Origin of the sequence: Cognatishimia sp. MH4019 (assembly GCF_020177595.1) — a bacterium.
In the GTDB taxonomy this organism is placed as follows: domain Bacteria; phylum Pseudomonadota; class Alphaproteobacteria; order Rhodobacterales; family Rhodobacteraceae; genus JAHTBL01.
On record NZ_JAHTBL010000005.1, the window covers coordinates 284937 to 302607 of the forward strand.

Annotated in this window: 22 protein-coding genes; 13 read left to right on the forward strand and 9 right to left on the reverse strand. The window is 57.7% G+C overall.

The window, feature by feature from the left end; all coding sequences use genetic code 11:
* The first annotated feature begins 59 nt into the window (after positions 1–59).
* A complete protein-coding gene (locus KUW67_RS11345; RefSeq protein ID WP_224825420.1) occupies positions 60–1004 on the forward strand; it encodes a helix-turn-helix transcriptional regulator in 945 nt (314 codons plus the stop codon).
* A 145-nt stretch (positions 1005–1149) separates the two neighbouring features.
* On the opposite strand, the gene KUW67_RS11350 is transcribed toward KUW67_RS11345, so the two are convergent.
* Genes KUW67_RS11350 through KUW67_RS11360 form a run of 3 tightly spaced genes read right to left on the reverse strand, consistent with a single transcriptional unit; the run spans position 1150 to position 3405 of the window.
* Positions 1150–1968 (reverse strand): substrate-binding domain-containing protein, encoded by an 819-nt coding sequence (locus tag KUW67_RS11350; RefSeq protein WP_224825421.1) that lies wholly within the window; start codon positions 1966–1968, stop codon positions 1150–1152.
* A 17-nt stretch (positions 1969–1985) separates the two neighbouring features.
* Entirely contained in the window at positions 1986–2705 is a 720-nt protein-coding gene (locus tag KUW67_RS11355; protein WP_224825422.1) for an ATP-binding cassette domain-containing protein, read from the reverse strand.
* Positions 2698–3405, reverse strand: coding sequence for an ABC transporter permease (locus KUW67_RS11360; RefSeq protein WP_224825423.1), 708 nt, complete (start codon positions 3403–3405; stop codon positions 2698–2700). The genes KUW67_RS11355 and KUW67_RS11360 overlap by 8 nt, the downstream gene beginning before the upstream one ends.
* A 172-nt stretch (positions 3406–3577) precedes the next feature.
* On the opposite strand from KUW67_RS11360, the gene KUW67_RS11365 reads away from it, so the two are divergent.
* On the forward strand, positions 3578–4057 hold the full coding sequence (locus tag KUW67_RS11365; protein ID WP_224825424.1) for a hypothetical protein: 480 nt from the start codon (positions 3578–3580) through the stop codon (positions 4055–4057).
* A 160-nt stretch (positions 4058–4217) separates the two neighbouring features.
* Here the strand turns inward: KUW67_RS11365 and KUW67_RS11370 are convergent, their stop codons facing one another.
* Positions 4218–5600, reverse strand: a complete 1383-nt coding sequence (locus KUW67_RS11370) for an IS1182 family transposase (protein WP_224825425.1) — start codon at positions 5598–5600, stop codon at positions 4218–4220.
* Positions 5601–6006: 406 nt separating this feature from the next.
* Here KUW67_RS11370 and KUW67_RS11375 point away from each other — a divergent pair, with 406 nt between their 5' ends.
* Positions 6007–6639, forward strand: a complete 633-nt coding sequence (locus KUW67_RS11375) for a tyrosine-type recombinase/integrase (RefSeq protein ID WP_224825426.1) — start codon at positions 6007–6009, stop codon at positions 6637–6639.
* Between the two features lie 195 nt (positions 6640–6834).
* Here the strand turns inward: KUW67_RS11375 and KUW67_RS11380 are convergent, their stop codons facing one another.
* Entirely contained in the window at positions 6835–7515 is a 681-nt protein-coding gene (locus KUW67_RS11380; RefSeq protein ID WP_224825427.1) for a hypothetical protein, read from the reverse strand.
* 152 nt (positions 7516–7667) lie between these two features.
* Positions 7668–7874, reverse strand: a complete 207-nt coding sequence (locus tag KUW67_RS11385; RefSeq protein ID WP_224825428.1) for a cold-shock protein — start codon at positions 7872–7874, stop codon at positions 7668–7670.
* 256 nt (positions 7875–8130) lie between these two features.
* Between KUW67_RS11385 and KUW67_RS18370 the strand changes: the two genes are divergently transcribed.
* Entirely contained in the window at positions 8131–8265 is a 135-nt protein-coding gene (locus tag KUW67_RS18370) for a hypothetical protein (RefSeq protein WP_255596800.1), read from the forward strand.
* Between the two features lie 23 nt (positions 8266–8288).
* On the opposite strand, the gene KUW67_RS11390 is transcribed toward KUW67_RS18370, so the two are convergent.
* The gene (locus KUW67_RS11390) at positions 8289–8540 is read right to left on the reverse strand and encodes a hypothetical protein (protein WP_224825451.1); all 252 of its coding nucleotides are present in this window, start codon (positions 8538–8540) and stop codon (positions 8289–8291) included.
* Positions 8541–8687: 147 nt separating this feature from the next.
* Between KUW67_RS11390 and KUW67_RS11395 the strand changes: the two genes are divergently transcribed.
* A complete protein-coding gene (locus KUW67_RS11395; RefSeq protein WP_224825429.1) occupies positions 8688–9422 on the forward strand; it encodes a Crp/Fnr family transcriptional regulator in 735 nt (244 codons plus the stop codon).
* A gap of 131 nt (positions 9423–9553) precedes the next feature.
* Positions 9554–10258 carry a GIY-YIG nuclease family protein gene (locus tag KUW67_RS11400; protein WP_224825430.1) on the forward strand — a complete coding sequence of 235 codons (705 nt, stop codon included), beginning with the start codon at positions 9554–9556 and terminating at the stop codon, positions 10256–10258.
* A gap of 192 nt (positions 10259–10450) precedes the next feature.
* Here the strand turns inward: KUW67_RS11400 and KUW67_RS11405 are convergent, their stop codons facing one another.
* Together KUW67_RS11405 and KUW67_RS11410 are read right to left on the reverse strand one after the other, a co-directional pair.
* Positions 10451–10651: a hypothetical protein gene (locus KUW67_RS11405; protein WP_224825431.1), complete on the reverse strand. Its 201-nt coding sequence runs from the start codon at positions 10649–10651 to the stop codon at positions 10451–10453.
* Positions 10652–10819: 168 nt separating this feature from the next.
* Entirely contained in the window at positions 10820–11236 is a 417-nt protein-coding gene (locus KUW67_RS11410) for a hypothetical protein (RefSeq protein WP_224825432.1), read from the reverse strand.
* Between the two features lie 236 nt (positions 11237–11472).
* On the opposite strand from KUW67_RS11410, the gene KUW67_RS11415 reads away from it, so the two are divergent.
* From KUW67_RS11415 to KUW67_RS11445, 7 genes are all read left to right on the forward strand, one after another.
* Entirely contained in the window at positions 11473–11787 is a 315-nt protein-coding gene (locus KUW67_RS11415; RefSeq protein ID WP_224825433.1) for a hypothetical protein, read from the forward strand.
* Positions 11784–12137 carry a hypothetical protein gene (locus KUW67_RS11420; RefSeq protein WP_224825434.1) on the forward strand — a complete coding sequence of 118 codons (354 nt, stop codon included), beginning with the start codon at positions 11784–11786 and terminating at the stop codon, positions 12135–12137. Before KUW67_RS11415 ends, KUW67_RS11420 begins: the two co-directional genes overlap by 4 nt.
* Complete coding sequence (locus KUW67_RS11425; protein WP_224825435.1) at positions 12127–12960, forward strand: hypothetical protein; 834 nt, start codon at positions 12127–12129, stop codon at positions 12958–12960. The genes KUW67_RS11420 and KUW67_RS11425 overlap by 11 nt, the downstream gene beginning before the upstream one ends.
* Positions 12909–14249: a DUF1611 domain-containing protein gene (locus tag KUW67_RS11430; protein WP_224825436.1), complete on the forward strand. Its 1341-nt coding sequence runs from the start codon at positions 12909–12911 to the stop codon at positions 14247–14249. The genes KUW67_RS11425 and KUW67_RS11430 overlap by 52 nt, the downstream gene beginning before the upstream one ends.
* Positions 14250–14260: 11 nt before the next feature.
* Positions 14261–15367, forward strand: coding sequence for an alanine/ornithine racemase family PLP-dependent enzyme (locus KUW67_RS11435; RefSeq protein WP_224825437.1), 1107 nt, complete (start codon positions 14261–14263; stop codon positions 15365–15367).
* A gap of 382 nt (positions 15368–15749) precedes the next feature.
* The gene (locus KUW67_RS11440) at positions 15750–16271 is read left to right on the forward strand and encodes a hypothetical protein (protein ID WP_224825438.1); all 522 of its coding nucleotides are present in this window, start codon (positions 15750–15752) and stop codon (positions 16269–16271) included.
* Between the two features lie 272 nt (positions 16272–16543).
* Positions 16544–17410, forward strand: coding sequence for a transglutaminase family protein (locus KUW67_RS11445; protein ID WP_224825439.1), 867 nt, complete (start codon positions 16544–16546; stop codon positions 17408–17410).
* Positions 17411–17671: the final 261 nt, after the last annotated feature.

The window sequence follows — 17671 nt, forward strand, 5'->3', positions numbered from 1 at the left end:
GGCCAAACTCAAGCAATCCCAGTTGAATGCAAAGCACCCTTCGGCCTAGGCTCGCCCCTATGAACGACGCCGCCCCCGACTATTTGACCACGAAAGAGCTGGCCGCATTGCTGCGGCTGAGCGAACGCAAGGTCTATGACCTCGCCTCTGGAGGAGAGGTGCCGTGCACCCGCGTCGTGGGCAAGCTGCTCTTTCCCCGGGCCGAGGTGATGGCCTGGATCGACGGCAACCGCTCTGGCCCTGAAACCGTGCCGACGCCATTGCCCGGCATTTTCGCAGGCAGCCATGACCCGCTGCTTGATTGGGCCTTGCGCGAAAGCGGCTCTGGCCTGGCCGCGTTTTATGATGGCAGTCACGATGGGCTAACCCGCGTGGCCAGCCGCCAGGCCATGGGCTGCGGCCTGCATATCCGCGAAACAGACGGATGGAACGCCGCAACCGTCGCCACTCAACTCGCCAACATCCCCGTCGTGCTGGTGGAGTTCGCCAAGCGCCAGCGTGGCCTGATCGTCGCTGCCGGCAATCCACATGGCATCACCGGCATTGCCGATCTCGCCCCCATATCCGCAGGGCCGACCGCATCCACAGACACCACCGCATCTGCACGCCCTGCATCGCTCCGCTTTGCGCGCCGTCAGGAAAGCGCCGCCAGCCACCGCATGTTTGCCGACCTAGCCCGCGAGGTCGGCATCGATGCAGCGGCCCTTGCAGGGCCGACCCAACCCATGCGCACCGAAGGCGATGTGGCTGCCGCCATCGCCGAAGGCAAAGCCGATGTGGGCTTCGGGATCGCGGCCAGCGCCGCCCAGATGCGTCTTGATTTCATCCCTTTGCTGACCGAACGCTATGACCTTCTGGTCTGGCGCGCGGCATGGTTCGATCCGCCATTTCAGGCGGTCCTTCAGTTCCTGCGGTCCGCCGATCTTGCCGCCCGCGCAGCCGAACTTGGCGGCTATGATCTTTCCGACCTTGGGCGCGTGCATTTCAACGGGGACGCAAGCTAACGCATCCCACGAAAACCTTAAGAAATCGTTGAAAAACAGGGCGCTTCAGCGTTAACCTGTATTATGTTAAGTTGCTGAAAATAAAAGGTAATGATATCAAAGCAGGGCCTTTAAAAACAGGGTTTCGCACGCGAAACCGTCCCGCTCAGCTGCCCGGTGCGTTCGGGAAAAACAGCTGCTGCCCATCGACCTGATACGCGGCAATTGCCGCCTGTCCCTGGGCGCCGATCAGCCAATCCACAAACGCCTGACCGTCCTCGGCTTTGACGTTTTCATGCCGCTCCGGGTTCACCAGAATGACGCCATATTGGTTGAACATCCGCTGGTCGCCTTCGACCACCACGTCATGCGCGCCTTTGTTGCCAAACGCGATCCATGTGGCGCGGTCCGTCATCACATAAGCCCCCATTCCGGTGCCCGTGTTCAGCGTTGCGCCCATGCCCGATCCAGTCTCGCGATACCACGTGCCAGAGGCCGCGCTCACGTCGATCCCCGCCGCGTCCCACAAGCGCAGTTCCGCCTTATGGGTCCCGCTGTCATCCCCGCGTGAGGCAAAGGGGGCTTCGGCCTCCGCGATCTTGCCGAGTGCTGCGACCACGTCCGACGATCCGGCAATCCCTGCAGGGTCCTCCGCCGGGCCGACAATCACGAAGTCATTATACATGACGTCAAAGCGCTGCACGCCAAACCCGTCGGCCACGAACGCCTCTTCCGATGGTTTGGAGTGCACAAGCAGGACGTCTCCGTCGCCGTTCATCGCATTGCGGATCGCCTGCCCCGTGCCGACCGCAACCACGCGCACTTCGATGCCGGTCTCATCCAGAAACTGCGGCAGGATCGCGTCCAGCAGCCCCGAATTCTGGGTCGAGGTCGTGGACTGCACCGTGATGAAGCGTTCCGCAGCGAAACCCGCAACGGGCAGCGCAAGCGACAGGGCAATGCCAAGAATCAGACGTGTGAACATGGGGGGCTCCTATAAGGCTAAATCGGCAGATCGCCGCGCAGATACCCGGCAGCCACGGCGCTGTCGGGGGTGGCGAAGAACGTATCGGTAGGCTGGTGGCAAGCCACGCGCCCGTGATGCAGAAAGACGATATCCCGGCCCAGACGCTTGGCCTGGCCCAGATCATGGGTGACCATCACGATGCGGGTTCCGTGGCTTGCGGCGCGCAGGACCATCGCTTCGATGGCTTGGGTGGCCGACGGATCAAGGCTCGAGGTCGGCTCGTCCAGAAAGAGGATCTCTGGATCCGTGGCAAGCGCGCGGATCAGGGCCAAGCGCTGTTGCTCGCCGCCCGACAGGGTCCGCGCGGCTTGTTTGGCTTTGCCCGCCAACCCCGCCTCATGCAGGAAGTCCAACGCCAGCTTCCGCCGTTTCGCGCGCGAAACGCCTGCCGCACGCAGGGCATAATCCATATTTGCCAGAACCGAGCGGCGCAGCAGCACCGGCTTTTGAAAAACCATCGCCTGCCGCGTGGCGGGCGTACTGATCTGGCCCGCATGGGGCGTCAGCAACCCGTGGAGCAAGCGCAAGGTCAGGCTCTTGCCCGCGCCATTGGGGCCAAGGATCATCGTCGGCCCTTCGCCGTCCAGACGCAGAAGCGGGATGTCGACCTTGGTCTGCCCGTCGATCTCGAACCGCAGCCCATGGGCCGCGAGGGAGGTCTTGGCGACCGGCTTTTCTTCCAGCAGATCACGCATAAGCAATGCTCCGCGCGCGCAAGCCGACGGTGCTGACAGCGGCGTTCACCGCGATGGCCAGAAGGATCAGGATCGTGCCCAAAGCCAGCGCCAGCGCGAGGTTCCCCTTAGAGGTCTCCAACGCGATGGTGGTGGTCATGGTCCGGGTCACATGGTTGATGTTGCCGCCCACGATAATGACCGCGCCGACCTCGGCGATGGCGCGGCCGAACCCGGCCAGGAAGGCGGTCATCAGGGCATAACGGGCATCAAAAAGAAGGGTCGGGATCTTGGCACTGGCGCTCACCCCGAGGGAGCGGAGCTGCTCGGCATATTCAGCGTCCAGACCTTCGATGGTCTGGCGGGTAATCGCAGCGATGATGGGGGTCACAAGAATCACCTGAGCGACGATCATCGCGGTGGGCGTATAGAGCAATTGCAGCACCCCGAGAGGGCCTGCGTTGGAGAGCATCAGATAGACCATCAAACCGACCACGACCGGCGGCAGACCCATCAGCGCGTTGAGCAGAACCACCACCACGTTTCGCCCGCGAAACCGGGTCACGGCGAGGGCGGCGCCGAGAGGCATGGCGATGCAGGCGGCGATGATCACGGCTGTCAGAGAGACTTGCAGCGACAAGGCAACGATCGCCCAGAGCTCGGCGTCGCCTTGAAGGATGAGACCCATTGCGTGGGTGAAAGAAGATGCAAAATCCTGCATAATTCTACCGAGAATCTATTTATCTTCGGATTATGGGAAGAATTGCATATCTGTACAAGCTGAGTCCCGCGACGTGCTGTCTCAGTCTGACGAATGTCGCACGCGTCCGTTCCTTATTTTCACCCGATTCCTGCGCAAGACTGCGGGCAACCCTAGGCAATCAGGTGATCCTATGCCCGAAACTACCCTTCCGACGCGCCCCATCTGGGGTCTGACCGGCTTTTTCGTTGGCGTCGCCGCGATTGCTTTGGCGATGGCGGTGCTGAACGGCGTCTTCGATGCGCCCGCGAAATCCACTGCAACCGTGATCGGCGAATTTGCCGCCGAGATACGCAATTCGGCCCGTGCTGCGTTGAACGACATGCCTACGGTCCCCCCTATGATTGAGGCAGGCAGGAGCGGGCGCGACATCGCGATGCTACTGGTCCCCGTTTTGGCCGGGATCGCAGCAATTTGCGGTGCTGTCGGCTTGTTCCGCCACGAAAACCGGAGCCTGCCAATGCTTGCCATTGGCGCAGGCAGCGCAGCTGTGGTGCTGCAATTCGCAATGTGGCTGGCCCTGCTGATCTGCGGAGTGATCCTGATCACCAGCATCCTGACGTCAATGAACGGGATCTTGGGCTTTAGCGTCTTTGACTGGTTCAGCGGCTAGAAGCTTGGCGGACGGTCGCTTGACAAAGAACTTCTGACTGTTTGCTATTGCGGCGAATAGCGGGTTTGCAGCCGATTTTGTTGAAAAACTCTTCTTTTCTGACGCTTTGGTTTGCGTCATCGCGTTAATTTACTGGGATGTCCGAAGTAGGACCGCGCTCTTACTCAAAGGCTGGGTCCATCGGCTTGAGCTTTGCCAGTTTCCGAAGGTTTTGGGCGATGGCTGCGAGCGTAAATTCGTCTTGAACGCCGCATGGGCCCCGTAATCGGAGCCGACCGAGACCAAGGATGCGTTTGAGGTGGGCAAAGAGCATTTCGACCTTTTTTCGTCGCGCCTGAGCCTTGGGATTGAAGTCTGAGGTGGTGCATCGACGGGCAAAGTCTCTGACGATCTCATATTTGTCGCGATGAACAGAACGCGTTTCGGCGTTGGGGCAGCACTTTGCCTTCAGCTCGCATCCTGCGCAGTCTGATTTCAGTGCCCGATAGTTTCTGGATTTCCAAACTGGCGCATTCCGTTTTGGGTCAGAATAGGTCCGCCATGTATGCCGCATCTCCTTGCCGCCCGGGCAAATGTAGCGGTCGTTTTCATCGTCCCACTTGAAGTCGGATCGAGAGAAGGTTCCGTCGGTCCGTTCACCCTTGTCGAAGACCGGGATGAAGGGAAGGATTTGGCGCTTCAGAGCGAGCCAGACCAGAGTGTCGGACGACCCGTAGGCCGTGTCTGCAGCGATCCAATCAGGCTTCACCCCAAAGCGCTCTTCGGTGCGGTCGAGCATCTTGCGCATTGCGCCGACCTCAGCGGTCTTGTTCGACCGGCTTGCATCCACATCGACGATGATGCCGTGGTCCGTATCGATCAGATAATTGTCAGAATACGCAAAGAACGCGGGGCCTTTGCGCGCCGCTGTCCATTGGCTGGCGGGGTCCGCATGCGCAGTAAACTTGGGCTTGGCTGTGGTCGCCGCTCCGAAGGCTTCGTCGTCCAGAGTGTCGAGGTACTCGCGCACCGCACGGGGCGCATCGTCTGGGGCGATCTCACGCGCGGCCCAGTCCTCGGGATTGCTCGAGTTCTGCTTCTGAACATCGGCACTGATCAAACTGGCATCCACTGCGAAGCCCTGGCCACCAACCAAGCCTTCTTCCATGCAGCGCGCAACCGTCGTCTCGAACACATGGCGCAACAGGTCACTCTCGCGGAAACGACCATGACGGTTTTTGGAGAAGCTAGAATGATCCGGGATACGGTCGGTCAGATCTAGGCGACAGAACCAGCGATACGCCAGGTTCAAGTGAACTTCCTCGCAAAGCCGTCGCTCAGAGCGGATGCCAAAACAATAGCCAACCAGCAACATCCGGATCAGTAACTCAGGGTCGATGGATGGGCGACCAGTGTGGCTATAGAAGTCTGAAAGATGCGCACGGATACTGCTCAGATCAACGAACCGATCAATAGACCGAAGCAAGTGATCTTGGGGGACATGATCTTCCAGCGAGAATTCGTAAAACAGCGCCGCTTGTGCCTCCTGCTTTGGTCCCATCATCGCCAAATCCCCCAATCAATAAAGGAATTGAATCAGCGATTACCACTTCGATCAAGCAAGAGTTTTTCAACACAATCAGCCCGACTCTGCCGGATGCTGCATGTGGAATAAACGGCAGCGATGCGCAGTAGGCGGACATTGCAGAGTTTGTATAGATGTCGGCTCTGAGCCCACAGCGGAAGTAATGATTCCTCGCTGCGCGCGCACGCAGCACGGAAATTGCTGCGGGCACTTGGATTTTGGCGCGCGAAGGCGGCGGTGAAACAGGCCATTCATTCGGGCTGCTACTAAGTTTGGAGCACAAACCCGCGGGTGGCAGGCCAGATACAATCAGGTTTGCGAGTAGCATTCCAACGTCAGCGCGGTGCTGATGCTTGGGTTAGGAGGGCGGCAAGGAGGGCAAATCATGCCTCGAGTCCAACTTCCTGCTGTCACCCCGAAACGTAAAGCCTGGAACAAGGGGCGGATCGTCGGCCAGAAGCGACCGCTGCTACCAAAACAGGTTTGGGCCATCCGAGCGCGACTGGAACTGGCGAACAACCTTCGCGATCTGGCGCTATTTAACGTGGCCATCGACAGCAAGCTACGCGGGTGTGATCTGGTCAGGCTTTCTGTGGTCGATCTGGTCAAAGTGGACCGCGTCCGAGAACGTGTTTCAGTCATCCAGAGCAAAACCAAACGACCTGTTCAGTTTGAACTGACGGAAAACACAAGGGAAACTGTCCTGGCTTGGGTCAAATCACCCGAGATGTGGGCTTGCTCGTTCATGTTTCCCTGCCGCTTCCACGATCGACCGCATATTTCAACCCGTCAATATGGCCGGTTGGTGCACGATTGGGCGTCGTCAATTGGTCTGGAACCAAGCGGATACGGAACGCATTCGCTTCGCCGAACCAAAGCTGCTGAGATCTACCGGAAAACAGGTAACCTGCGCGCGGTTCAGCTCTTGCCAGGACATACAAAGGTCGACAGCACGGTGCGCTACTTGGGAGTTGAACTCGAAGATGCACTAAGTATCGCCGAAAATATTGACCTTTAGGCATTGGGCGAGCGGTTGATCCCGCTCGCCTTTGCGGGCCAACCCGCTGCAAGCGTCAGGTTTGACGTAAAATGACCAGCGCCGCCAAAATCTATTTGACGTCCGCTCGCCATAACCATCCCGGAACAGATAAAGTCGGGTGAATTGGCTGCCAGCTCCAAGTGGGTAATCACTCAGACGGCCAACCCTTTTAGCTCAAGTAGCGATACGGATGGCGGCGCAAAGTTCGGGGTGCAGAATCCAGTTCCCCGGCTTCTCTTCGTGTCCGGAATCACTGCAAAATCCAATTAGCGCAACTCTATCCATACTCGTTGAAGGCACCTTGGAACCTGTCTCTGTAGACAAATATCCAGCAATCATTCGACCCGCGCTTGTTAGCGCTTTTTTGGCCGAGGCAGTGGATTTGTAACTGCCCGCATTCGCGACCCTCTCCCCTGTCAGCCCGTCCGCTTCCGCCAGCGATAACGCCATCAACATGGCGCCTTGCGGTTTTGTCAGATTTACAGTGTTGAGGGCCTCCACGTATTCGTCGGATGTTGGTACCTGTGTCCCGGTGCTTGGATCTGTCCTTCGGTCCTCGCTCCTGCGGGTTTCACGCGCATCGATGACGCAATGCAAAGCGGCGATCGCGGCTTCTTCGGTCTTACCGGTTGCCTCGGCAATCAAACCACGGGCTTTCGTCGGCGGCTTTGGGAATGCCCGAGCCGTGTATACGCCCGCGACACAAGCGGACTTGATCTGATATCGGCCATATTCGCCCATGCGGATCGACATAGGGGCTTCTTTATCGGTGTACTTGGCCTTCGATTTCTTCGACATAGCCGTGAAGACGCCACGTCCCGCATCTGATCTGTTCGGCGCTGTGTAGTCTGACATCGGCTGGTCTCCTGAGGATGGCAGGTCGCAGCGCCAGTTCGGTGGTTACCGATCCGGGCAATGGAACTGCTGCGTTAGTGGGTGGAAGAAAACTAAGAAACAAATGGCCGTCGGGCGATGGGGCGCTCCAAATGAGCGCCCACTTGCAAAGATCAGGCAAGCGCGATGTTGGTTGCGCTTTCGCGGCCATCACGGCCGGCCTCGACGTCGAAGGTCACCTTCTGATCGTCGTTCAGGGTGGTCATGCCCGACTTCTCGAGTGCGGAGATGTGCAGAAATACATCTTTCCCACCTGTCTCGGGGGCAATAAAGCCAAATCCTTTGGTGGTGTTGAACCATTTCACTGTGCCATTGGCCATGTGAATTTTCCTTACTTTATCGCTGCCCACAACATGCGGCAGCCCGGCTTCTCACGACAGTGTCTAGCGCTGCGAGCCAGTGAAGGAAAACAGAGGGTCGAATGGAGGTCAGTAGCTAAATGCATATGGTGGCCTCTCGGCAGAGTTACAAGGTGCCGGCTAGCTGATCGGCAGCATTTCCTTTGCCAAGAGAGCATTGATCCACTATGGATCACAAGCTGCCGGATACCCTGGCAGCCAGAAAAGGAAAGCCAGAATGTCGTTTAACGACTTGGCGAAGAAAGAGGCCGCCGACAAAAGGGCCTTGCAAGAAAAAGATACGAAACCGCAGACTGCAACCAAACGACCTCCTGAAGCAAAGACCGAGCCGACCGACCCAAAATCAGGTTGAGAGGCTGAGCATTTAGGCTTTTCTTATCCAGAGTAATAGGGTCGGCGTTGCGAAAGGTTGCCGCCAACGATGATCTCATTGATCAGTTTGGCGGTTGCCATATGAAGTTTTTGGTCGGTTTCTGGACCTTGGGCATTCTCGTGGGTCGTTGCCGCATCCCGAAGAATCCCCACAATTTCGCGCTCCGGCAGCAGATTGCGATCTTGCAAGGCAAGTAGGAGGGCCTCACAAATCGACAAGGCTGCCATGCCTGCGGGGTCTTTTAGGTTTGACATCGGGCTTTCCACTTTCGTTCGTTCTACTACGGCCGGGTTGGGTCTTGATCGTCCTAGACTCACAAAGAGTTTGGTACTCCGTACTGATCGAAAGCAGTCTCAGCGCCGAAATCTTCCTGAAGCATGTGCCCGGTTCGGGAGGGACCGATGATGAACATCAAAGCCAGTCCACTCACCCAAAAGCTTTCCGCGTTCGTTGCACTGTCGGAGACTGAACTGGCCGTTCTTGAGCGCTTGCATCAGCGGAGGAAATCTTTCTCTGCAGGTCGCGACTTGGTTCATCAGGGTCAATCCGAACAGGCTGCTTACATCTTGGCGGCGGGTTGGGTCGTTTCTTACAAGATACAGGCTGACGGGTCGCGGCAGATCGTTGATTTCCAGATACCGGGGGATTTTCTGGGGCTGCGCAGCGTGCTTTTGCACACATCCGATCATGGGATTGAGCCAATCGTCGAGATCGAAGCTGCGGAAGTCTTGGTGAGCGATCTTCTGCAAGCCTTTGCAGAGACACCCCGGCTGGCTACGGCCATTCTCTGGGCCGTGTCGCGGGATGAGGCGATGGTGGTCGAGCATCTGGTTGGGCTGGGGCGGCGCGATGCGGATGCACGCATGGCGCATTTCCTGCTGGAGCTTGGCGTGAGACTGTCGCTCGTCGGTATGGGAAGTCAGCGCGGCTATCCCTGCCCGCTCACACAGTATCATCTGGGGGATGCGTTGGGGTTGAGCGCCATTCACGTCAACCGCGTCCTTCGTAAACTCCGCGAAAGCGGGCTCGTCACGTTTCAGGGCGGGCTTGTCACGTTCGATGACTACGAGGGGCTGGTTGCATTGGCGGATTTCGATCCGGCCTACCTCGATCAGTCGCGGCCTTTGTTGCCGTGACATAGTACGAAGGTCAACTGCGCGGGAAAAGCACCAATTCGCTTCGGCTGTGCCAATGACCGCTTGTCTTCAGCATCAACCTTGTCCGGAACTCGTTGACAGCATCTCAAAGTTTGAAGGACATTAAGTGAATGAAAGAGAAAATCATCTCCGAGATTAAGCGCCTAGCACTTGAACTTGGCGAAGCGCCGGGCAATCGAACGTTCGTGAGCGAGACGGGAATAAAGGAGAGCGAGTGGAAAGGTATTTTTTGGGCGCGCTGGGGTGACGCGCTTGTAGATGCCGGACTGCAGCCAAATAATATTCAACAAAGGCACGAGGATGAGTTTCTACTTCGGAAGTATTGCGAAGCGACGCTGCACTTTAAAAGGCCTCCCACGAAGCCCGAGATGCGTATGTATGCGAAACAGGTTGACGGATTCCCATCCTACACAACTATGCAAAAGCGCTTTGGGTCCATGGCCAACATTAGGCAGCAGGCGCGTACTTGGGCTGGCGAGCATGAAGCATTCTCTGGTGTTTTGCGGCTAATTCAACCTGCCGATGCGACAACTCGCTTAGATACCAATCCCGTTACCAGCGATGGATGGGTGTATCTGCTCCAATCAGGTGCTCATTACAAGATTGGGCGAGGTCAAGAGTTGGAGCGGCGCGTGAAACAAATCAGTGTCGCGCTGCCAGAAAAAGTCGAATTGGTTCATTCAATCAAGACAGATGATCCATCAGGGATCGAGACGTACTGGCACAATCGTTTCAAAGACAAGCGCCTCAATGGAGAGTGGTTCGCTTTGTCTCCGTCAGAGGTGAGAGCCTTCAAAAGACGCAAGTTTCAGTAGCTTTGTTTGAATCGGACGTTCCTTCGGGTTGCCGCATCGAACAATTTGGGCTCGAAACGGACTTGCGGCGGTGCAGCATCTATATCGCGAAACTTCGATCCGGCCTGTCTCGAACGGTCGCGGCCTCTTCTGCCGTGAAAAAGCCGCCCGAAACATGGGCGGCCCTGTCGTCTTTTCACAGGCATACCGACATTACATCAGAGCACGGCTTGCTTCCTTGAGTTCCTTGTGGGCCTCTTCGTCGTTTTCGGCTTCATGGGCCTTTTCGGCGGCTTGGTAATGCTTCAAAGCTGTGGCTTTCTTGGAGCCTTCGGGGGCCTTGTCATAGGCGGCCTTGACGGACGCCATATGTTTCACAGTCTGGTTTTCCGCGGTTTGGTTTTCTTCATTCATGGAATTGTCCTTTCCTGGACGGTCCGAGAATAAGAGGCGCAGAATTCATACAGTTCTATTGAGGAACTGCATGTGCCCCGCGCCTCTGAGCTACTCAAAATAACCACCATGACTTTCGGTGGACTGGTTCACCTATCCAGTTTCTCAGTGTCCTTGCACTGACGCAGGTTAGCCCGTCTGAACCAGTTTGAGGACCAACGCTAGAACAACAGCTCCAACGAGGGCCACCGTTGTCCAAGAGATTGATATTTTAGGAGAATTATTGGCACCTGCTTCGCATGGCTTCGAGACGCGGAGCGGCGCGCGTTTTGGCAGCAGTAAAACCAGCTTCGCCGCTCTGCCCTCGCTTGCCAAAGCCAGCGCCGGAATATCGGTAATCGCTTCAAAATGCGTTGTCAGCCGAACTTGCGCGTCCTCCCGAGCCAGATGTGCAAGCTCACGCGCCTCGGTCCACGGCTCGAGGTCAAGGCGTGCAAGAGCTGACAAGACCGTCACGGCGGCACCGGTTCTGTCTTCACCCACTTGCGCGTAAAGGAAGGCATCGTAGTCGCTGCCATCGGGGTGGAGAACATCTGAGGCGGACATGTGTTTCCTTTCGGCGTGAGGATCATTCGATAACTCGCACGCAGGTGTCTGAAGCCGCGAAACGGCTTTACCTCTTACCCTGACAGCAAAGAACCGGGCGGGGGCTAACCTCGATCAGCTTCATCCCGCGCGAGTTCGGATAGTGTGCACTCAATTGCCTTGCCTTGGCGTTTTTTTCGACGTTCGCCACGACGGCGACGGCGGAAAGTCCAGCATCTTTTCAATGGAGACCCGGGATGCTCACGCGTTCGACCAGATCAATGGTGACGTTTTCCAACGACTTCATGATTGGCGAGAGCCAGCGTGAGTTTCTGGCAGGAACGTACGAAATCCTTGTCGAGGAAGAGCTCCTACAAGGCCTCAGCTTCGAGGCTTACCGGCGCACCGGGACATACTTGATGGTCCAGGGGCGCGGGAGCAATGCGGGTCAGACGACGATGAAAATGACCACACAGGAGGATCTGGAACATGCAATGGAATGTGATCGGGCCCTCTCCGAAACGAACAAACACAGCGAAGCGGCGCTTTCCCCGCAAAAGGACACAACATGACCACACCTGAATGGCTAAAACCCGGCATCTACGGCGCGCTCCTTGGCGCGGCGTTTGTCGGCATCGTTGGATTTTCCTGGGGCGGCTGGACGACCGGAGGCGGCGCCGAGGAAATGGCCAACAATATGGCGCAGGAGGAGGTGATCGCGGCGCTCGTGCCCGTCTGCCTCGATATGTCCCGCACCGACAATCAACGCGTTGCAAAATTGGCTACGATCCGCGAGGCATCGTCCTTCAAGCGACGTGACGCTGTCATGGCAGCAGGCTGGGCGACGATGCCTGGATCAGATGGCCCGAACCGCGAACTGGCACAGGCTTGCATCGAAGGCCTCGACCTTGATGCATCGTAGTGACCTAAAACTCTCGCCCGTTTCGTCCAAGGGCACCGTAGGCGTGCTTGCCACGGTGTCTTTCACGGAATTCCTTGCGCTCTCCTTCGTCGCGCTCGTTACGATCGGATCGCCGTCTTTCGCCCAATCTCAATCGGCCCCGATGCCCGCGAATGCGCAGCCCAGAAGCTATGGCGAGGGATGGGAATGTGATCGTGGGTACCGGCGTGACGACGATGCCTGCCTTGCCGTCATCGTTCCGGAGAACGCCTATGGCACCAACCGGACCTATGGCAACGGCTGGGCGTGTCTGCACGGATTTCAGGAGGTCGATGGCGCGACTTGTCTAGAGGTCGTCGTGCCCGATGGCGGATTTCTCGACCCGTCGGGCCAAAGATGGAACTGCCTTCGTGGCTACATGAAGGTCGACGACATTTGCCTCGAAGTCGTTGTGCCGGACAATGCGTATCTGTCAGCTGACTCCTATGGCGCCGCTTGGCTCTGCAACCGTGGCTACCAGGTCGAAGGCGACACATGTGTCGCGATTCAGGTCCCGGAGAACGCCTTTCTGAACGCGTCGTCCTATGGCCAGCCCTGGACATGTGAGCGGGGCTACTTCGAACGTGATGACACCTGCGAGGCTGTTGTCGTCCCGGAGAATGCCTATTTCGACGATGCGAGCTATGGCCCGGGCTGGAAGTGTCATCGCGGTTTTTCAGAGTCCGACGACGGCTGCGCAGAGATCATCCTCCCTGACAATGCGCATTTAGACAGATCGGGAAACCGGTGGGAGTGCCACAGGAACTTTCAGCGCTCGCAAGGACGTTGCGTCCTGAACGACTAGCGCTCGCAACTAGAACCGAAACGCGGCTCACCCGCCCGAACGCTTCATGTGATCGAAACCGGGAAAACCCGCTTGGCAAAGGAATAATCATGGAATCGGACAATGCAGAAAACACGATGACAAGGCTGTCAAGCATGGGTCCGCAAGCTCCGCCTGACATGTCCGCGTCCGGCCGGTGTCTTGCCACCAAAGCTGTCACAAAAGGGGTGCCCACAGCGGTTGTCTATTGCGAGGGGAACTTTGGGCAGATCGACGGCAAGACCGCAAACGGGCTTGTCCGTCACAGCCAAGCTTACCGCATTCTTTCGGTCATTGACAGCGAACTTGAAGGGCGAGACAGCGGGCAGGTGCTGGACAATGTTAGTAACGCAATCCCCATCGTTGAAGATCTCGTGGCTGCGGTTACGCGTGAAGTGCATACACCCGATACTTTGATTTACGGGATGGCCCCTTCAACGGGCAAGATGTCCGCTACGGATCGAGAGATCGTGCTGGATGCAATCGCACACGGCATGAACATCGTCAGCGGTCTGCACGAATTCCTTGGCGATGATCCCGAGATTTCAAACGCCGCTGATGCGGCCAACGTGACGATCCGAGATATTCGCAAGCCCCGACCAAGCAAGGACATGCGCTTGTTTGACGGAAGCGTGTCGGAGATGAAGGCAGTTCGCATTGCCGTACTGGGAACGGATTGTGCAATTGGCAAGCGGACGACAGCGACCATTCTGGCCAGGGAGCTGAACGCGCGTGGTATCAAGACCGTCCTCGTCGGCACCGGCCAGACGGGACTTATGCAGGGCGCAAAATACGGGATCGCCATGGACGCCGTACCACCGCAGTTTTGCTGCGGGGAACTTGAACGTGTGATTGTCGCGGCGTCTGAGGGTGAAGACCCGGATGTCATCCTGATCGAAGGACAAGGCGCGCTCAGCCATCCGGCCTTTTGCACGTCGGCGTTCATTTTGCGCGGCAGCCAGCCGCAGGCGGTCGTTCTTCAACATGCGCCGAAGCGTGCCCATCGATGCGATTTTCCTTCCATGCCGATGCCCGAGCCGAAAAGCGAGATTGTCCTCATCGAAGCTTTTGCTGACACACGGGTGATTGGTATCACGCTCAATCACGAAGCGATGACGGGCACCGAGGTTATTCGTGCGATTGACAGTCTTTCACGCGACCTCGGCATTCCGGTGACGGACGCGCTGACCCGGCCGGAAGTACACCTGAGCGACATGGTCCTGACCGCCTTTCCGCAGTTGCGACCTGCGCCTCTCGTGGCCGCGGAATGACCTCGCCGCGGGTGGAAATCGATCTTGGCAAGATCCAGGCAAACGCGCGATGTCTCGTCCGTCGCCTTGGCGACTATGGAATCTCGGTCACCGGCGTGACAAAGGCCGTCTGCGGGCAACCTGACGTGGCCGAGGCGATGCTGGACGGCGGCGTTGCCGGTCTGGCCGACGCCCGAATCAAGAACGTCGTTCGGATGCGGACCGCGGGGATCAATTGCCCAATTTCGATGATCCGCGCTCCACTGGTGAGCGAGATGGAAAACGTCATCCAGCATTGTGACGCAAGCTACAACACAGATATGGACACAATCCTCAAGCTTGGGGCAGCAGCCAAGCAACAGGGCACCTCGCACGATGTCATCCTGATGGTCGAAATGGGAGATATGCGCGAAGGCATCTTGCCCGAGAGCCTTAACGACTTCGCCGCTCGCGTCATCGCAACACCCGGTGTTGCGCTCAAAGGCATCGCTGCGAATTTCGCCTGCATGGACAACGTGGCACCGACGGCAGATGACATGGCCGCGCTATCGCGACTGGCCGATAATGTCGAAGGCGCCTGCGGACCGTTTGTCGCGCTCGTGTCAGGAGGTGGCTCGGCCAATTTGCCATGGGCGCTCGGTGAAGGTTCAACCGGGCGGATCAACAACCTCCGCCTGGGTGAGGCGATCCTGTTGGGCACCGACCCCGCAACAGGGCATCCGATCTCTGGCCTTCATACCGATGCCTTTGCGTTATATGCCGAGGTGATCGAAACAAGAAATAAACCAAGCGCAATACTACCTGCGTCAATTGCTCCGGAGCTCGGGGGGCTCAGATTGGTTCGGAATGATGTCCTCCGAACCCGAACGATCCTTGCTGTCGGGCAGCAAGACACCGACACAAACGGCCTTACGTTTCCCACAGAAATTACGTTCATCGGCGCGACCAGCGACCACGCCGTTGTCGACACGACCAAATCCGCTGTCTCTGTCGGGTCCGAGATGAAGATAGGCATGAACTACAGCGCCCTTATGCGGGCGATGAGCGCCCCGAATGTCGCCAAGGTTGTTCATGGCAAGCAAAAGATGAACGGCCGTTCCAAGCACTGCGAAATCCAACCCTACCTGACGCTGGTATGACGCCCAGATGATCGCCCGCGGGGCCTACGAAGGTCATATGCCGCGGACATAACCGACACCGCGCCATAGTAAAGTGGCCGGTCAATACACACATACATATCAGCCGCATTCGAGAATCCGAGCCTGTTCGAGGCCCGAAAATTCCAGCGGAAAACCCCAAAAGGATGAAGCGCATGTCTTTCAAAGACCTGACGACCAGAGCTGCTGCCATACTGAAATCCAAACCTGCGGAACCGTTGAAGAAAGAACCAGCAATCAAGGCGCCGGACACTGCTGCGAAACCGGGTTCTCCGGGTCCGAATAAAACCTGAAGCATGCACCGCAAGGGGTTGGTTTTGCTCCATGCCGTGGAACAGCAACTCAATTGAAAGGATCAAACGCAATGGATGACCAAACAGCCAAGACAGTCGCGGTTTTTGACCGGCCTTTCAAACTTCCCGGCTTCGACGAAACGCTTCCCGCCGGTGAGTATGATATAGAGACAGAACTCGCCTCACCGCCCGATCACAAGGATCCTCAAGCCTGGAAGGCCTCTGTCTTGGTCCATCTGCATGCACGCCTGTCCCATCCGGGATTGACGCGAAGCCTGTCCGTGTCGCTGGCCGATCTCGACCATGCCCGCGCGAAAGACAAACTGTCCGGAAAGGACCTCTCACAGGTCTTTCTGGAAGACATGCTGGCCGATCCGATGGTGCAACTGGTCATGCAGGCAGACGGGGTGTCGGAGGCGCATTTGCGCCATCTCTACTCGGGATCGCGGACGGCTCAGACTGACATGGATGACGCGGACGCTGAGACCGAAAACGCAACAGCGCAGGGGGCTTCGCGGGACGCTTCAGACATTCATGACGCCGAGAATGAAGGGATGCCGTGCCGACCGCGCACTTCATCCGTTTTTGTATGATGTCCGAAACGCAATTTCAGGGACCAAATGAACACCAGGAACTGATGCAAGTAAAAGCCGATGACACCCTGATGGATCACCCCAGCCGCGCGCTTGGAGATGTGCCGAAGCTGCGCTTCTGCTTGCGTTGTGATGCTTCGTTTTGGAGCGAAGGGTTCGGACAGCGCATCTGTGCAAGATGCAAAGGTACGACAGCATGGCGCGCGGCAGTGCCCGAAGGCGTCAGCAAAGGTCGGTCTCGCTCAGGCGGTCGGTCCGCTTAGGTCCGCCGCATGCCGACGATCACGATCGCACACACGACCACGTATCGCTATCGCACCGCCGTGGTCCTTGGACCGCACAGGCTGATGTTGCGTCCTCGTGAAACGCGGGACCTCACATTGACGGCTTTCGATCTTGAAATCACGCCGACCGCCCGCATCGACTGGTCCCACGATGTCGCCGGAAACGCCATCGTTATCGCCAATTTTGATGCCGCAACGGATACGCTTTCGATCCGGTCCCACACGACCGCCATCCTCACCGCGCCTGAGTGGCCAGTCTTCCCGATCGCGGCCGCTGCGACGTCCTACCCGTTCCTTTACTCCGCCGAAGACTGGACAGATCTCGGGGCGCTTTCTGCGCCACAATACCAAGACGACGCAGGGCGCTTGTCAAACTGGGTCGAGCAATTCGTGATGCGCAGGCCAACTGATACGCTGTCGCTCCTGAAGGACGTCAGCAATGGCATCACAGCTCAAATCGCATATGAGATCCGCGAGAGCGAAGGCACGCAAGGACCACTCGAAACCCTCGACCGGGGCTGTGGCTCGTGTCGCGACTTTGCGGTCCTCTTTGCCGAGGCTATCCGAACGCTGGGATTCGGGGCTCGTCTGGTGTCCGGCTATCTTTACGACCCCAGTGATGATCAACACGGATCTGCTGGCTCGGGTTCTACGCATGCATGGGTCGAAGTCTTCGTTCCCGGGGCCGGTTGGATCCCGTTCGACCCAACGAACAGGTCAGTAGGGTCGACCAACCTGATCCCGGTGGCCGTTGCGCGGAACATATCACAGGTCGCTCCGGTAACCGGCAGCTTTCAGGGAGAAGGTACCGATCTGCTCTCGATGGAGGTGGTTGTGCGTGTTGAGGATCAGTGATTGCGCCGGTAAGAACGGGACGTCCATTCGCCGACTATCATGTGGCGTTTGGACGGTTTGTCCGGGTGCCCTATTTGGCAGGGCCAAAGACCGCTTCGGCGAAAATGGCTGCAGCGCGGCGAAACGTATGTCGCAGCTGATTGTGTTGAAAAACTCTTGCTTGATCGAAGTGGTAATCGCTGATTCAATTCCTTTATTGATTGGGGGATTTGGCGATGATGGGACCAAAGCAGGAGGCACAAGCGGCGCTGTTTTACGAAT

Coding starts and splice junctions, on each gene's coding strand:
- KUW67_RS11385 (WP_224825428.1), bottom strand. CDS start 7,874: ATGGCCAATGGCACAGTGAAATGGTTCAACACCACCAAAGGATTTGGC.
- KUW67_RS11350 (WP_224825421.1), bottom strand. CDS start 1,968: ATGTTCACACGTCTGATTCTTGGCATTGCCCTGTCGCTTGCGCTGCCC.
- KUW67_RS11370 (WP_224825425.1), bottom strand. CDS start 5,600: ATGATGGGACCAAAGCAGGAGGCACAAGCGGCGCTGTTTTACGAATTC.
- KUW67_RS11440 (WP_224825438.1), top strand. CDS start 15,750: ATGGATGACCAAACAGCCAAGACAGTCGCGGTTTTTGACCGGCCTTTC.
- KUW67_RS11390 (WP_224825451.1), bottom strand. CDS start 8,540: ATGTCAAACCTAAAAGACCCCGCAGGCATGGCAGCCTTGTCGATTTGT.
- KUW67_RS18370 (WP_255596800.1), top strand. CDS start 8,131: ATGTCGTTTAACGACTTGGCGAAGAAAGAGGCCGCCGACAAAAGGGCC.
- KUW67_RS11415 (WP_224825433.1), top strand. CDS start 11,473: ATGCTCACGCGTTCGACCAGATCAATGGTGACGTTTTCCAACGACTTC.
- KUW67_RS11365 (WP_224825424.1), top strand. CDS start 3,578: ATGCCCGAAACTACCCTTCCGACGCGCCCCATCTGGGGTCTGACCGGC.
- KUW67_RS11345 (WP_224825420.1), top strand. CDS start 60: ATGAACGACGCCGCCCCCGACTATTTGACCACGAAAGAGCTGGCCGCA.
- KUW67_RS11375 (WP_224825426.1), top strand. CDS start 6,007: ATGCCTCGAGTCCAACTTCCTGCTGTCACCCCGAAACGTAAAGCCTGG.
- KUW67_RS11405 (WP_224825431.1), bottom strand. CDS start 10,651: ATGAATGAAGAAAACCAAACCGCGGAAAACCAGACTGTGAAACATATG.
- KUW67_RS11420 (WP_224825434.1), top strand. CDS start 11,784: ATGACCACACCTGAATGGCTAAAACCCGGCATCTACGGCGCGCTCCTT.
- KUW67_RS11380 (WP_224825427.1), bottom strand. CDS start 7,515: ATGTCAGACTACACAGCGCCGAACAGATCAGATGCGGGACGTGGCGTC.
- KUW67_RS11355 (WP_224825422.1), bottom strand. CDS start 2,705: ATGCGTGATCTGCTGGAAGAAAAGCCGGTCGCCAAGACCTCCCTCGCG.
- KUW67_RS11395 (WP_224825429.1), top strand. CDS start 8,688: ATGATGAACATCAAAGCCAGTCCACTCACCCAAAAGCTTTCCGCGTTC.
- KUW67_RS11360 (WP_224825423.1), bottom strand. CDS start 3,405: ATGCAGGATTTTGCATCTTCTTTCACCCACGCAATGGGTCTCATCCTT.
- KUW67_RS11445 (WP_224825439.1), top strand. CDS start 16,544: ATGCCGACGATCACGATCGCACACACGACCACGTATCGCTATCGCACC.
- KUW67_RS11400 (WP_224825430.1), top strand. CDS start 9,554: ATGAAAGAGAAAATCATCTCCGAGATTAAGCGCCTAGCACTTGAACTT.
- KUW67_RS11410 (WP_224825432.1), bottom strand. CDS start 11,236: ATGTCCGCCTCAGATGTTCTCCACCCCGATGGCAGCGACTACGATGCC.
- KUW67_RS11425 (WP_224825435.1), top strand. CDS start 12,127: ATGCATCGTAGTGACCTAAAACTCTCGCCCGTTTCGTCCAAGGGCACC.